Annotated in this window: 13 protein-coding genes; 5 read left to right on the top strand and 8 right to left on the bottom strand. The window is 69.5% G+C overall.

The window, feature by feature from the left end; all coding sequences use genetic code 11:
• The first annotated feature begins 42 nt into the window (after positions 1-42).
• Entirely contained in the window at positions 43-1,236 is a 1,194-nt protein-coding gene (locus tag IFT89_RS01895) for a hydroxymethylglutaryl-CoA synthase (protein WP_192018498.1), read from the top strand.
• Positions 1,237-1,456: 220 nt separating this feature from the next.
• Here the strand turns inward: IFT89_RS01895 and IFT89_RS01900 are convergent, their stop codons facing one another.
• Both IFT89_RS01900 and IFT89_RS01905 read right to left on the bottom strand, forming a co-directional pair.
• Positions 1,457-3,550: an acyltransferase family protein gene (locus IFT89_RS01900; protein ID WP_202938052.1), complete on the bottom strand. Its 2,094-nt coding sequence runs from the start codon at positions 3,548-3,550 to the stop codon at positions 1,457-1,459.
• A gap of 132 nt (positions 3,551-3,682) precedes the next feature.
• Complete coding sequence (locus tag IFT89_RS01905; protein ID WP_202938053.1) at positions 3,683-4,786, bottom strand: VIT1/CCC1 transporter family protein; 1,104 nt, start codon at positions 4,784-4,786, stop codon at positions 3,683-3,685.
• 146 nt (positions 4,787-4,932) lie between these two features.
• Between IFT89_RS01905 and purE the strand changes: the two genes are divergently transcribed.
• Together purE and IFT89_RS01915 are read left to right on the top strand one after the other, a co-directional pair.
• Positions 4,933-5,454, top strand: coding sequence for a 5-(carboxyamino)imidazole ribonucleotide mutase (gene purE, locus IFT89_RS01910; RefSeq protein WP_085513536.1), 522 nt, complete (start codon positions 4,933-4,935; stop codon positions 5,452-5,454).
• Positions 5,451-6,824 (top strand): LCP family protein, encoded by a 1,374-nt coding sequence (locus tag IFT89_RS01915; RefSeq protein ID WP_244650537.1) that lies wholly within the window; start codon positions 5,451-5,453, stop codon positions 6,822-6,824. The genes purE and IFT89_RS01915 overlap by 4 nt, the downstream gene beginning before the upstream one ends.
• A gap of 29 nt (positions 6,825-6,853) precedes the next feature.
• Here the strand turns inward: IFT89_RS01915 and IFT89_RS01920 are convergent, their stop codons facing one another.
• From IFT89_RS01920 to IFT89_RS01935, 4 genes are all read right to left on the bottom strand, one after another.
• Positions 6,854-7,672 carry a class I SAM-dependent methyltransferase gene (locus IFT89_RS01920; RefSeq protein WP_194645498.1) on the bottom strand — a complete coding sequence of 273 codons (819 nt, stop codon included), beginning with the start codon at positions 7,670-7,672 and terminating at the stop codon, positions 6,854-6,856.
• A 99-nt stretch (positions 7,673-7,771) separates the two neighbouring features.
• Positions 7,772-8,908 carry a glycosyltransferase family 4 protein gene (locus IFT89_RS01925; RefSeq protein ID WP_202938054.1) on the bottom strand — a complete coding sequence of 379 codons (1,137 nt, stop codon included), beginning with the start codon at positions 8,906-8,908 and terminating at the stop codon, positions 7,772-7,774.
• Complete coding sequence (gene rfbD, locus IFT89_RS01930; protein ID WP_199862189.1) at positions 8,905-9,756, bottom strand: dTDP-4-dehydrorhamnose reductase; 852 nt, start codon at positions 9,754-9,756, stop codon at positions 8,905-8,907. Before rfbD ends, IFT89_RS01925 begins: the two co-directional genes overlap by 4 nt.
• Positions 9,753-10,346, bottom strand: coding sequence for a GtrA family protein (locus IFT89_RS01935; RefSeq protein ID WP_137243399.1), 594 nt, complete (start codon positions 10,344-10,346; stop codon positions 9,753-9,755). Before IFT89_RS01935 ends, rfbD begins: the two co-directional genes overlap by 4 nt.
• Positions 10,347-10,449: 103 nt before the next feature.
• On the opposite strand from IFT89_RS01935, the gene IFT89_RS01940 reads away from it, so the two are divergent.
• The gene (locus IFT89_RS01940) at positions 10,450-11,052 is read left to right on the top strand and encodes a dTDP-4-dehydrorhamnose 3,5-epimerase family protein (RefSeq protein ID WP_137243398.1); all 603 of its coding nucleotides are present in this window, start codon (positions 10,450-10,452) and stop codon (positions 11,050-11,052) included.
• 43 nt (positions 11,053-11,095) lie between these two features.
• Here IFT89_RS01940 and IFT89_RS01945 read toward each other — a convergent pair whose 3' ends face one another.
• Both IFT89_RS01945 and IFT89_RS01950 read right to left on the bottom strand, forming a co-directional pair.
• The gene (locus tag IFT89_RS01945) at positions 11,096-12,649 is read right to left on the bottom strand and encodes a glycosyltransferase family 2 protein (RefSeq protein WP_202938055.1); all 1,554 of its coding nucleotides are present in this window, start codon (positions 12,647-12,649) and stop codon (positions 11,096-11,098) included.
• On the bottom strand, positions 12,646-13,020 hold the full coding sequence (locus tag IFT89_RS01950) for a hypothetical protein (RefSeq protein WP_202938056.1): 375 nt from the start codon (positions 13,018-13,020) through the stop codon (positions 12,646-12,648). Before IFT89_RS01950 ends, IFT89_RS01945 begins: the two co-directional genes overlap by 4 nt.
• Before the next feature lie 162 nt (positions 13,021-13,182).
• On the opposite strand from IFT89_RS01950, the gene rfbA reads away from it, so the two are divergent.
• Positions 13,183-14,052, top strand: a complete 870-nt coding sequence (gene rfbA / locus IFT89_RS01955) for a glucose-1-phosphate thymidylyltransferase RfbA (protein ID WP_202938057.1) — start codon at positions 13,183-13,185, stop codon at positions 14,050-14,052.
• The last annotated feature ends 12 nt before the right edge of the window (positions 14,053-14,064 follow it).

A 14,064-nucleotide genomic window follows, 5' to 3' on the forward strand; every position in this document is an offset into this window, starting at 1 on the left:
GGGACCGGTGCATCGTCGACGCTCGAACGGAGCACCCCGCACGTGAACACCAACCAGACCAGCAACCCCGCCGTCGGCATCGACGACATCGCCTTCGCGACCGGGGCGAACCGCATCGACCTCGCCGAGCTCGCGGGGCGCTTCGGTGTCGAACCCGCCAAGTACTACGTCGGTCTCGGCCAGAGCGAGATGAGCGTCCCTGCCGCCGACGAGGACATCGTCACGATGGCCGCCGCCGCTGCCGCGCCCATCATCGAACGGCACGGCAGCGACCGGCTCCGGACCGTCTTGTTCGCCACCGAGTCCGGGATCGACCAGTCGAAGTCCGCGGGCGTCTACGTGCACCGGCTGCTCGGTCTGCCGCAGGCGGTCCGCGTGGTCGAGCTCAAGCAGGCCTGCTACTCGGCCACCGCGGCGCTGCAGTTCGCGGCTGCGCTCGTGGCGCGGAACCCCGAGGAGACCGTGCTCGTGATCGCGAGCGACGTCGCGCGGTACGAACTGCACTCCAACGCCGAGCCGACGCAGGGCGCCGGGGCCGTCGCCATGCTCGTGGCCGCCGATCCGGCCATCCTCGAGCTCGAGACCGCGACCGGCGTCTACACGCAGGACGTCATGGACTTCTGGCGCCCGAACCACAGTGCGACGGCGATCGTCGACGGCAAGCTGTCCATCTCCGCCTACCAGGACGCGATCGAGGGGGCCTGGGCGGACTACCGGTCGCGCGGCGGAGCGGACTTCTCCGAGGTCGATCACTTCTGCTATCACCAGCCGTTCACGAAGATGGCGATCAAGGCGCACCGTCACCTGGCCAAGTCGCTCGGCTCCGAGCGCACCCAGGAGGAGTTGGACGCACAGATCGAGCCGACGACCGGGTACAACCGCCGGATCGGGAACAGCTACACGGCCTCCGTGTACCTCGCGCTGCTCGCGCTGCTCGACGGTGACGACGACCTCGCTGGTCGGCGCATCGCGTTCCTCAGCTACGGATCGGGTGCGGTCGCGGAGTGCTTCAGCGGCATCGTGCGTCCGGGCTACCGCTCGGCTCTGCGGAGCGACGCGAACCGTGCGCAGCTCGATGCGCGGACGGTCGTCGACGACGCCCGCTACCTGCAGCTCCTCGAGGATGCGGCCTCGGCCGACGTCCACGACTCCGACCGCCCTCGCGAGACCGGCGCGCCGTTCCGTTTCGCGGGCGTCGTCGGCGACCGCCGCCAGTACGAGCCCACCTCCGCCTGACCGCCCCTCGCCCGAGCTCTCCCGGGTGGTCGCCAGCGCGGTGCGCTGACGTCACCGCGGGTCGGGGACGTGAGCGCGGGTCTCCGGAGGGGCGCGCTCACGTGTGTGCCCCGCGCTCGTGCCGGTTCCGCCGCGCTCGCGTCAGCGCACCGCGCCGACGCCGGTTTCGACACCCTCGCGTCAGCGCACCGCGCTGGCACTCCACCCGATCGGGGACTGGTCACCCCCGGGAGGTGGCGGCTCGGATGCGGTCGACGAGGAACGGGCCCAGGGTCCGCGACCAGGTGGCCGTGATGTGGTGCAGATCGCGATAGACGAGCACGTTCCCGACGGCGAGCGGACAGGTTCCGGCCGCACAGTACAGCTCGCCGAGATCCACGACCGGCACGGCGCCGTCGGTCATCGCCGCCGTGGCGGTGTTCAGGTCGAACGTCGGGTACGCCTCGGCCACGGGGAAGGCGCACGCCCCCGCGATGAGCTCGGCGGCGCTCGTGCGGTCGACGCAGGCCGCGGCCTCGACCGGCACGCGGGGATTGTCCCGCAGCACCACGATCGACGTCCCCTGCTCGAGCACCGGTCCCCATGCCGCGAGCGTCGCATCGCGGATCCGGGCCTGTTCGGCCACCGAGGTTTCGTCCGGACTCTTGGAGGTCACCAGGATGATGTCGTACGGTCGCTCACCCGTGAACGCCTCCTGCATGAGCGTCCGCCGGGCGTCGCAGGCCGCCGAGTCGTCGGGTCCCGGTGCCCGCCACTCGCAGCCCTTGCCGACGTACACGTCGAGTCGCCAGTTGCGCGCCTCGAGCTGGTCGACGAGTCCGGGGATGAGCATCGTGGCGTGCGAGTTCCCGGTGAGCGCGACCCGCGTGGCGTCCGGGCGCTCGGAACCGAAGGTGCAGCCGGGGAAATCCGGTGCTTCGGCCGCCGCGGAACACCGGAAGGTGTCGCCGGTGTCCTCGGTCCGCACCGACAGCGGCGGCAGGAGTTCGTCCGCCAACGCCGGATTGGTGCAGCCCGACACGGCCGCATCGGCACCGAAACACGGCTCGCCGTCCGCGACGTAGGCGTCCACGGTGCTCGCGAGGGTGCGTTCCTCGTGAGCGACGGTGAGCAACCCCGCGGTCGGGATGCAGAGCACGAGTGCGGTCGCCGCGCCCGCCAGCAGGACGGTCCGTGCGGAGCGTGCGTGCGCGAGGACGGGGGCTCGTCGGACAGGGTCCTCGACGAACCGTTTCGTCAGCGCGGCGAGGATCACGGCGACGACCAGGAGTGCGGCGGCGACCGCCCACCCGAGTGGGTCGCCGAGCGCGACGGGCACGCCGAGCACCCACGGCGCGACCACGATGAGCGGCCAGTGCCACAAATACAGCGAATAGGAGAGATCGCCGAGGAGGAGCGACGCCCGTGTGCGCGCAATGGTCGTCACGGACCACCGGTGGGTCGACGACCCACCGACGATCACGAGGAGCGTCCCGAGGACCGGGAGGGCGGCGGCGATCCCGGGGAACGCCGTCCGCTCGGTGAAGGCGACCAGGGCGACCGCCAGGAGGACGACGCCGAGGACGCCGGAGACCGTTCGCCACCGGGTGCGGTGCACGACCACGACCGGCCCGAGGAGCGCGAGGAGACCGCCGGCCGCGAACTCCCAGGCACGGGTCGGCGTGGCGAAGTACGCCGGTGCCGGATCCGCCGCCGTGTACAGGATCGAGCACAGGAGTGAGGTGGCGCCGATGATCCCGAGCGCCACCCCGAGGGCGCGCCGGAGGTCCGACGGTCGACGCCGGGTGAGCCACACGCACAGCACGACGACGAGCGGCCAGCCGAGGTAGAACTGCTCCTCGACGGAGAGCGACCAGAAGTGTTGGACCGGTGACGCGGCGCTGCCCTGTGCGAGATAGTCCACGGAACTCCCGGCCAGGAACCAGTTCTCCCAGGAGGTCGCGCTCGCCACGGTCTCGGTGAAGAACTGCGTCCAGGCGCTCGGCGGAGCCAGCCGCCAGATGAGGACGGCGGTCACGGCGAGGACGAGCAGGGCGGCCGGGAGGAGTCGCCGGATCCGGCGGGCCCAGAACGCCGGGAGGTCGACGCGTCCCGTCTCGTCGGCCTGGCGCGCGAGGTGGCTCGTGATCAGATACCCGCTGACGACGAAGAACACGTCGACGCCGACGTACCCGCCGGGCAGGAGGCTCGACGACAGGTGGAAGACCACGACGGACAGGACGGCGATCGCGCGGAGCAGCTGGATGTCGGGCTGCGTGCGCGGAACCGCTCCGAGGAGGGGAGGCGCGCCGGTCCGGTCCTGCACCTGCCTCACGCGCCCTCCTCCGCCGTCCGGATCGACGGACGGCTGGCTCAGCGTAGGGAACGCCGGTGACGCACTCGTGGACGGCAGGTGACCGGTTCGCTTCGGTTTCGGGTGTCGCGCGGCGGACGGTCGACGGTCAGGTCAGCCGACGTTCGCGCCGAAGAGCAGGCCGAGCACGTAGGTCGCCGCGGCAGCGCCGTACCCGATCGCGAGTTGTCGCAATGCCCGGCGGAGCGGGGGACCGCCGGAGAGGAGCCCGACGACGGCGCCGGTGCCGAGCAGGGCCACCCCGACCAGGAGTGCAGCGACGAGGAGTGCAGCGACGCCCTGCAGTCCGAACAGGTAGGGCAGGACCGGGATGACGGCGCCCGATGCGAAGAAGCAGAAGCTCGAGAGCGCGGCTCCGAGCCCGGTCCCGATGGCCTCGTGCTCCAGCGCCGCACGGGCCTCGCGCTCGTAGGTCCCGGCACCGACGCGGGCCAGGACGTCCGCGGCGTGTGCCTCGGCCTCGCCGACCTCCATGCCACGGGCCCGGTAGACGAGCGCGAGTTCGTTCGCGTCGACGTCGAGGTGGGGGAGGGCGTCGTCGGCCGCCGGGTTTGGGCTGGACGCCTCGAGCAGCTCGCGCTGCGACCGGACGGAGACGTACTCACCGGCACCCATCGACAGCGCACCCGCCAGGAGGCCCGCGAGCCCGGCGGCGAGGACGACGCCGTTGCCGACACCGGTGGCGCTCATGCCGATGACGAGCGCGAGGTTCGAGACGAGTCCGTCGTTCGCTCCGAACACGGCCGCCCGGAAGGTTCCGGACAGGCGGTTGCGTCCTCGGGCGGCCAGGCCCCGGACGACCTCCTCGTGGATCTGCTCGTCGGCGGCCATGCGTTCGGTGGCCGCCCGTTCGGTCGCGTAGGGCGAGCGCGACTCGGCGCGCTGGACGAGCGCCAGGACGAAGACGGATCCGAACCGCCTCGCGAGCCAGCCGAGCAGCCGGGTCCGCAGGTCACCGCGTTGCGGCTTGCCGATGTCGTCCCCGAGCAGGGCGATCCAGTGCGACTCGTGACGTTTCTCGGCTTCGGCGAGCGCGAGCAGGATGTCGCGCTCCTCACCGCTCCGCCGGCCGGCGAGATCCCGGTAGACGGCGGCTTCGGCGCGTTCGTCGGCGAGGTACCCGCGCCACCGCCGCAGCTCGCGCTGGCTGGGTGGCTCCTGGCGTGCTGCGGATCCATCCGCGGTCGGCGTGCTCATCCGCCGATTGTCCCAGACACCTGTCGATCGGTGCGCTGCGCGGCGCGGAGGCGTCCCCGGACTGGGGTCGCCTTGGGGAGGGCTTGTCCACCAGCTGCGGTGCGTCCTGAGCCGATCTTCAGGCACCGCGATCTACGATGGTGCTCATGCCCGAGAACTCCGCCCCGTCCCCTGACGCCCCGCCGCTCGTCGGCGTCGTGATGGGCTCGGACTCCGACTGGAACGTCATGAGCGATGCGGCGCAGGTGCTCCGCGACTTCGGCGTGCCGTTCGAGGTCGAGGTGCTGTCGGCTCACCGCACGCCCGAGAAGATGATCGCCTACGGTAAGGCCGCCCACGGTCGTGGCGTGAAGGTCGTCATCGCCGGAGCCGGCGGCGCGGCCCACCTCCCCGGGATGCTCGCCTCGGTCACGACGCTGCCGGTCGTCGGCGTGCCGGTGCCGCTCTCCCGCCTCGACGGCCTCGATTCGCTCCTGTCGATCGTGCAGATGCCCGCGGGCGTGCCGGTCGCGACCGTCTCGATCGGCGGCGCGAAGAACGCCGCGCTGATCGCCGTCAAGATCCTCGCCACGGCCGACGACGCCCTGCACCAGGCGCTCGTCGCCTATGCCGAGGCCCTCGCCGACTCGGTCGAGGAGAAGAACCGGAACCTCAAAGCGCAGCTATGACGAGTGCAGCCACCGCCGCGAAGCCGATGCGGTACCCAGACACCCGTTCACGCGAGGTGATGACGAAGCGTGCCTGGTGGCTCGTCGTCCTCAACCTCCTGATCCCCGGCTCCGCACAGGTGCTCGCCGGGAACCGGAAGCTCGGGCGGTTCGGACTCGGGTTCACGCTCTTCCTCTGGCTGTTCGTCGTCGTCGGCATCGCCACGATGTTCCTCGCCCGCGAGGTGCTCTTCACCCTCGCGACGAACCCGATCGCGCTGACGGTCGCCCAGGTCCTCCTCGTCGCCTACGCGATCCTGTGGGTCGTGCTGACGCTCGACACCCTACGACTGGTCCGCCTCGTGAAGGCCTCGCCGAACGCCAGGCTCGGTGTCGCGCTGTTCACGACCCTCGCCATGGTGCTGGTGGCCGGCGGGGCCGGGTACGGAGCGGTCGTCGCAGGCGCCACCCGCGGCTCGATCTCCTCCATCTTCGGCAACACCGGTCCGTCGGAGCCGCCGGTGGACGGCTACTACAACATCCTGCTGCTCGGTGGCGACGCCGGCCCCGACCGCGACGGTATGCGGCCGGACAGCATGTCGGTCGTCAGCATCAACGCGGAGACCGGGCAGGCGACGACGATGTCCATGCCGCGCGACCTCGTCGACATCCCGTTCCCCGAGGGCAGCGAGATGGCGTCCCTCTACCCGGACGGCTACGACGACTCCTGCGACGTCGACGTCTGTCAGCTCAACTCGATCTACACCGAGATTGAGCTGAAGAACCCCGAACTGTTCCCCAAGGCGACGGCCGAGGCGAGTGAGCCCGGCATCGAGGCGATGAAGCAGGCCGCCGAGGGCATCACCGGGCTGCACATCCAGTGGTACGTCCTCATCGACATGTACGGCTTCGCCACGCTGATCGACACGCTCGGTGGCGTCGACATCGACGTCAAGGAACGGCTCCCGATGGACGGCGACGCCGACCTCGAGAACGTCACAGCGTGGATCGAGCCCGGCAAGCAGCACATGGACGGCTGGACGGCGCTCATGTACGCCCGGTCGCGACACTCCACGAGCGACTACGACCGCATGGCCCGCCAGCACATCCTGCAGACGGCGATGCTCAAGCAGTTCAACCCGGCGAACGTCCTCGCCCGATTCCAGGACGTCGCGGCGGCCGGAGGCGATGTCGTCAAGACCGATGTGCCCCAGGGCATGCTCGGCTACTTCGTGAACCTCGCGCTCAAGACGCGCGAGCTGCCGATCAACTCCCTGCAATTCGTCCCGCCGACGATCGATCCGGAAGAGCCTGACTACACGCTCATCCACCAGATGGTGCAGGACCAGCTGTTCCCACCGTCGCCGAGCCCGGAGCCCGACGCCGGCTGAGCCCAAGGTCCCTGAGCCTGTCGACGGGCTCAGCGCACGGTCGCGATGATCTCACCGTGCGGAACGGCGAACCATCCGTCGTCCGCGTCGACCCAGTCCCGCCATGCCGTCGAGATGCGTTCGAGGTCGGCGTCGTCCGCGATCCCGGTCTCCAGCGCCTGGGTCGCGAAACTGGAGGTCTGCGCCCGCTCCGACCACGCGCCGCCCCACCACTCGCGGTCCACCGGGGATTCGAACGACCAGACGCTCGCCGTGCTGCGCACGTCCGCCAGCCCGGCTTCCATCGCCCACGACTTGAGCCGGCTACCGGCATCCGGTTCACCGCCGTTCGCCCTGGCGAGCTCCTGGTAGACCTCCATCCACCGGCTGAGGCCGGGGGACAGCGGGTACCAGACCGCCCCGCCGTAGACGATCTCGCGGAGGGCGATGATGCCGCCCGGTCGGACCACCCGCCGCAGTTCGCGGATCACGGCGACCGGGTCGGCCACATGCTGGAGGAGCTGGTGGACGTGTGCGACGTCGACGCTGTCGTCGGGGAGGTCGAGTGCGTAGGCGTCACCGACGGTGAAGCTGACGTTCCCGACGCCGGCGGCGGCCGCGCGGGCTCGGGCGTCGGCGGTGACCTCGTCCGAGGCGTCGACGCCGACGACCGTGCCTGGCGCCACGAGGCGGGCGAGGTCGAGCGTGATCGTGCCTGGTCCGCTGCCGAGGTCCAGGACCTGGAGGCCTGCGTGCAGATGGGGGAGCAGGTGCGCTGCGGAGTTCTCGGCGGTGCGCCAGGAATGGGTGCGCAGGACACTGGGGTGGTGGCCGAGCGTGTAGCGCTCGCGAGCGGTCGAAGAGGTCACCCATCCACCCTACGAGTGTCGGATCGGTCGTCCGTCCACGTTACGAACGGGCTGGTTCAGCGGCGTGAGCCGACGCTGATCGTCATCGTCCCGACTGGCTCAGATCTCCGCGTGCAGCTGCCAGACGCGTTCAGCGGAGTCTCGCCAGCTGAAGGCCTGCTCGCGGTCCATGCCGAGGATGCGCAGGCGTGAGAGGCGCTCGCTGTCGCCGATGACGTCGTTGATGGTCGCGATGAGGCGATCGGCGTACCCCTTGGCTCCGGACTCGACCACGACGCCGGCTCCGCCGCCGACCTCGATGAGCGCCGGCACGTCGGAGTGGATGACGGGCGTGCCGAAGCGGAACGCCTCGACGAGTGGGAGCCCGAACCCTTCGGCGAGACTCGGGTAGACGAAAGCCGTCGCGCGGTCGAGGACGACGGCGAGGTCGGCGTCGTCGAGGAATCCGAGTGCACGCACCCGCCCCTCCGGCAGACCGGCTTCATCGGCCACCTGGGCGAGGGTGACGTCGCCCCAGCTGTCGGTGCCGACGATGAGCAGCGGGAGGTCGGGGGCGCCGGGCCGGCCGAGACCGGTGATGAGCTCCGTGATGCCACGACGGGGGTCGAGTGAACCGACGGACACGAGGTACTCGGGCGGGAGGTCGAGCGTCCGTGCGCGGCCGTCGGCGTCGGTCGGGATGCTGAGCGTGGTCGCGGCGGCACCCCCGATGACGCGGACGCGGTCGCCGAGATCGACGATATCGCGCAGCTCATCGGCGACCGCGTGCGTCGGGACCACGATGGCGTCCGCGTGCTTCCTCGCCCGCTTGACCATCGCCTTCTGCCAGGCCACCGACATCGGCGTCAGTGACGAGGGGTGCGACCAGGCGAGCGTGTCGTGGATGGTGACGACGATCTGGTTGCCGTCGTTGATGCGGTCATGGCGGTTGAGCGGTGCGAGCAGGCCTGGGGCGTGCACCATGCCGTTCGCCGTCCCGGGTGCCACGATGCCGAGTTGCCAGGCGGCACTGAGCTCGCGACGCGGCAGCGTGGTGCGATGCAGCGCCGCCAGCCCGGGGAGCTTGGACTCCAGGAGGTCGATCTTCTCCTTCGGCACCGCCGAGACGATGCCTTCGACGTCGCATCCCGCCGGGGCACTCGCGATGAGTTCCCGGGTGAGTTCCTCGGAGTAGCGACCGACCCCACCGGCGACCGGTGCGACGATCTGGTCGACGACGACGCGGAGGGTGGTCACGGTGCCGTGACGACGCCGTGCTGCGTCGCTGCCTCGAAGGCCTCCTGCCAGTCACGCATCGGCGCGAGGCCGGCGGTGGCCCATGCATCGTGGCCGAGCACCGAGTAGGCGGGGCGCGGCGCGGGGCGGACGAACGCCGAGCTGTCGGTGGGGGAGACCCGTGCCGGGTCGGCGCCGACCGCCTCGAAGACCGCCTGGGCGAACTCGTACCAGGAGGCCTGCCCGGCGTTGGTGCCGTGGTAGACCCCGGCAGGAGCGTCGGCGTCGAGCAACGCGACGATCTGCGCGGCGAGGTCCGCGGTCCACGTCGGCTGGCCGAGCTGGTCGGTGACGACGGCCGGGTCGACGCCGTTCGCAGCCAGCTTCGCCATGGTGGCGGCGAAGTTCGGTCCGTTCTTGCCGTAGAGCCAGGCCGTCCGGACGATATAGCCGCCGTTCGGGTGCTCGGCGAGGACGGCGCGCTCCCCGTCGGCCTTCGTGCGGCCGTACGCGCTGATCGGGGCCAGCGGGTGGTCTTCCTGGTACGGCGAGGTGGCGGAGCCGTCGAACACGTAGTCGGTGGACACCTGGACGAGCTTCGCACCGGCCTCCCGGGCGGCGACCGCGAGGTTGCGAGCGCCGATGGCGTTCACGGCGGCTGCGTCGGCCTCGTGCGATTCGGCGTCGTCGACCTTCGTGTAGGCGGCCGCGTTGATGACGGCGGTGTGACCCGCGACAGCGGCGCGGACGGCCTCGAGGTCGGTCACGTCGAGCTCCGCGCGACCGAGGGCGGTGACCTCGCGACCCGTCAGGGCCTCCTGCAGATCGTGGCCGAGCATGCCGGAAGCGCCGGTGATCAGGTACGTCAAGATAGGGGTCCTCTCGGGAGTGGCCCGTTCATCGTACCCGGCTCGGTCGGGGAGGTCGCTGACCGGGTGGCGTCGGTCGGTGGCTCCTCGAACAGGGTCCGCTGTGCCTCCTCCACCCGAGCCAGGTTGGCCAGGCCGTCCGCCCGGTGGTGTCCGTAGACCCAGAAGCGGTAGAGGAAGAAGCGGAACAGGGTTCCGAGGCCCAGCCCGATCACGTTCGACGCGATGTTGTCGGCGAGCAGCGAGGTGAAGCCGAGCACGTAGTGGCTGACGTAGAGGCAGCCGACGGCGATGGCCATGCCGCCCAGGGAGACGATCACGTACTCGCCGAGCTCCAGGACGAAGTTCTTCCGACGGTGCTCGCGGAAGGTCCAGTACCGGTTGCCGATCCAGTTGAAGACGATCGCGACCGAGACGCTGATGACCTTGGCGCCGATGGGGGACTGCGCGAGGTGGTCATGCCCGAAGACGCCGACCCGCAGCAGGTTGAACACGAGGACGTCGAGGCCGAAGCCGATGAGTCCGACGACGCCGAACTTCACCGCGTACGCGGCGACGCCGTCCCAGAGTCGGCGGAGCAGGGGGATCATGGCGGGCCGTTCTGTGCGTGGACACTCGATTATGCCTGAGGCGACCGGGAACAGGACCGCGGCGTCCCGCCGCTGGGCGCATCCGTCTTGGTAGACTCCCCGGGTGCAGATCCGCGAACTGAACGTCCCCGACAGCTATGAGATCACGCCGAAGCAGTTCGGTGACGACCGAGGCGTGTTCCTCGAGTGGTACCGCTTCGACAAGCTCGAAGAGGCCTCCGGCCGGTCCATCAAGCTCGCCCAGTCGAACACCTCGGTGTCGAAGCGCGGTTCGGTCCGGGGCATCCACTTCGCGGACATCCCGATCGGGCAGGCGAAGTACGTCACGGCCACGCGCGGTGCCGTCCTCGACTACGTCATCGACATCCGCGTGGGCTCACCGACCTTCGGCCAGTGGGACTCGGTGTTGCTCGACGACACCGACCGCAAGGCCATCTTCATCTCCGAGGGCCTCGGTCACTGCTTCGTGGCGCTCACCGACGACGCCACGGTCAGCTACCTGGTGACCGACGTCTACCGTCCTGACCGTGAGCACGGCATCAACCCGCTCGACGAGCGGGTCGGTCTCGTCATCCCGCCGGAGGCCGGCACCCCGCTGCTCTCGCCGAAGGACACCGAGGCCCCCGGCCTCGACGAGGCGGCCGCCGCCGGCCTCCTGCCGACCTGGGATGACGCCCGGGCGTTCTACGCGACACTGCGCGGCTGAGTCCATGCGCGGCTCGCGCCGTGAATCCAGGGCTCACCCGGCTTCACGGTGTGTACGGGTCGACGCCCTTCCACCCCCATCGCGCCGCGATCACCTTTCGCTGCGCTTTGGGGAGTTCGTGCGGGGGGACCGTGGTGTCACTCGAGGTGACCGTGGGTCCGAACATGCTGAGTACGCGCGCGCCACGGGCGCGGATCTTGCAGGCAAGGTCGAGTTCGGCGCAATAGCCGTCGAGGAGCGAGCTGAAGCCGCCGACCGCCAGGAACGCGTCGCGGCGCACGGCCGCGAACTCGGTGGAGACGGCGGACACCTCACGGTTAACCGTCAGCGCTCCATACGTGCTGTCGGCATACGCCGGCCAGCCGCGGAACGCATCCCGGAGGTGGAGTTTCGACTTGCGGTAGCCGGCATGCTTCACGGTTCCGTCGGCGAACACGATGCGGCCGCCGACCAGGGCCACGTCGTCCTGCGCGGTCGGGCCAGCCACACGGGCGACCGATCGGGCGGGCAGGTCGACGATGCTCCCACCGATGAAGACGAGGACATCGCCTCGGGCTCCGAGCGCACCGCACTGCAGCATCGACGTGAACTCGGTCGACGTGCTCTCCTCGACTCGTACCTGGACCATGCCGACCGTCGAACGCTCTGTTGGTCTGGGGGTTCCCGACGGATGGACGATGATCGCGTCGATTTCGGCGACCGGGCCGGCGGCTCGCGCGAGGTCTGCGAGGAGCCCATCGATGCGGGGCGCGTCGATGGGCTGCCCATCCGCGCCTGCGGGGATGATGACTGAGACAGACGTCGCCGGTGAGAGGGCGTAGTCGACCGTGTAGGTTCCGAAGTTCGGGCCGAATGAGACCTCCGCGTCGAATCCTCGGCGAGCGACGGCGGCACTCACGGCCGCAGCACCGGCCGCCCACGCGTAGCTCTTCTCCGAGCCGTTGAGCGCGGTCGACCCGGGCACGGCTCGCCAGTGGTAGAGCACCTCGGGCACATGCGCGATGCCCCTGGCTTGCTCGGTGAACCGCAGGACCAGGTCGTGGTCCTGCGATCCGTCGTACGCCGAGTCGAACGGACCGACCTGCTCGAGCAGGGTCCGTCGGAACACCGAGAGGTGCGATGTGTACATCTGACCGAGCATCCGCTCGGGTGACCACTCCGGCTTCGAGAAGGGGATCCGGTAGTGCCCCTTGTCCGTCATGACGTCCTGGTCGGTGTACACGTAATCGATGTCGTCAGCAGCGTCGATGGCGCGGTCGACGAGGTCGAGCGCACGAGGGTCGAGCGTGTCATCGTGGTCGAGGAGTGCGACGAACTCACCTCGGCACTCGCGCATTCCCGCGTTGGAGGCCTCGGCGATGCCGCGGTTCTCGGGCAGCTCCGTCAGCCGGATCCGGGCATCCGACGCGGCGCACGCCCGAGCGGAGACTCGAGTCGCCTCATCCGGTGACGCGTCATCGATGAGGATGAGCTCCCACTCGGTGAAGGTCTGGAGCTGGACCGAGGCGACCATCTCCTGCAGGAGGAAGGGCGAGGTGTTGTAGAGGGGGACGACGATGGAGAACCGGGGAACCGTCTCGGTCGAGGTGGAGCTCACGAGCGCTTCCCTCGCACACGCTTGGCGATTCCGAGCGGGCTCATCACCGCGGCGCCGATGCGCCAGGTGCGTGAACCGGTGAATTCGTTGACGAGTTTCTCGTGGTCGCGTTCCCGCTCCGCTGACACACGGAGATAGAGCGATTCGAAGTAGTGCGCCGTGACGCGCGCGTGCGCGAGTTCATCACGGAGTCGGAGGTTCTCGTGAGCCAATGGCAATCCGTCTAGTTCCACGGAGGCGGCCTGGGCGCGTGCCCGGGCGGCCCTGGCTTCCGCCTCGGCACCCTCGAGGGCATCCCGCAATCGAAGGAGTTCGGCTTGCAGCACCCGACTGTCCTGCGTGTCGCTCGCTTGGGTCTCGCTGTCGGCCACGGGTTCTCCTTCTGTCCTTGATACGGTGGACAGGCTATCGGACCGTACCTCCAGGATCTTGGGGGCACGCACAGACTTGGCCGCCGTTCGCGGGGCCGGTACCCTGGTTTGCGCTCCTGCGCCGACAAGTCTGGTAGCACCGATCTCAGAGGAAGTGACCCGATGCGCGGCATCATTCTCGCCGGAGGATCCGGCACGCGGCTGTGGCCGATCACCAAGGGCATCTCGAAGCAGCTCATGCCGATCTACGACAAGCCGATGATCTACTACCCCCTGTCCACCCTGATGATGGCCGGGATCAAGGACGTCCTCATCATCACGACGCCGGAGTACAACGACCAGTTCCGTGCCCTCCTCGGTAACGGTGACGACCTCGGCATCCGCATCGAGTACGCCGTGCAGCCGTCGCCGGATGGATTGGCTCAGGCGTTCATCATCGGCGAGGAGTTCATCGGCGACGAGAGCGTGGCGCTCGTGCTCGGCGACAACATCTTCCATGGGACTGGCCTCGGTTCGGCGTTGCGGAGCAACAGCACGATCGACGGGGCGCTCATCTTCGCCTACCAGGTCGCTGATCCCACCGCGTACGGCGTCGTGGAGTTCGACGACGACTTCACGGCCATCTCCATCGAGGAGAAGCCCACGAAACCCAAGAGCAACTATGCCGTCCCCGGCCTGTACTTCTACGACAACTCGGTGGTCGAGATCGCCAAGACGATCAAGCCGTCGGCCAGGGGCGAGCTCGAGATATCCACGGTCAACGAGCGCTATCTCGAGCAGGGCCGACTCCAAGTCCAGGTCCTCGACCGCGGTACCGCATGGCTCGACACCGGCACCTTCGAGTCGATGATGCAGGCGTCGGAGTACGTGCGCGTCATCGAGGACCGCCAGGGCTTCAAGGTCGGCTGTGTCGAGGAGATCGCGTGGCGCGCCGGGTGGATCGACGATGCCCAGCTCGCCGTCCTCGCCGCACCATTGGTCAAGAGCGGGTACGGGCGTTACCTGCAGACGCTCCTCGCGCAGCAGAGCTGATCGTCCGGTCTC

It is taken from the genome of Plantibacter sp. CFBP 13570 (assembly GCF_014841395.1).
In the GTDB taxonomy this organism is placed as follows: Bacteria; Actinomycetota; Actinomycetes; order Actinomycetales; family Microbacteriaceae; genus Plantibacter; species Plantibacter auratus.

Excerpts from the sequence above, each read along its gene's own strand:
- IFT89_RS01935 (WP_137243399.1), bottom strand. The coding sequence starts at position 10,346 with ATGATCCCCCTGCTCCGCCGACTCTGGGACGGCGTCGCCGCGTACGCG.
- IFT89_RS01905 (WP_202938053.1), bottom strand. The coding sequence starts at position 4,786 with ATGAGCACGCCGACCGCGGATGGATCCGCAGCACGCCAGGAGCCACCC.
- rfbA (WP_202938057.1), top strand. The coding sequence starts at position 13,183 with ATGCGCGGCATCATTCTCGCCGGAGGATCCGGCACGCGGCTGTGGCCG.
- IFT89_RS01915 (WP_244650537.1), top strand. The coding sequence starts at position 5,451 with ATGACGAGTGCAGCCACCGCCGCGAAGCCGATGCGGTACCCAGACACC.
- purE (WP_085513536.1), top strand. The coding sequence starts at position 4,933 with ATGCCCGAGAACTCCGCCCCGTCCCCTGACGCCCCGCCGCTCGTCGGC.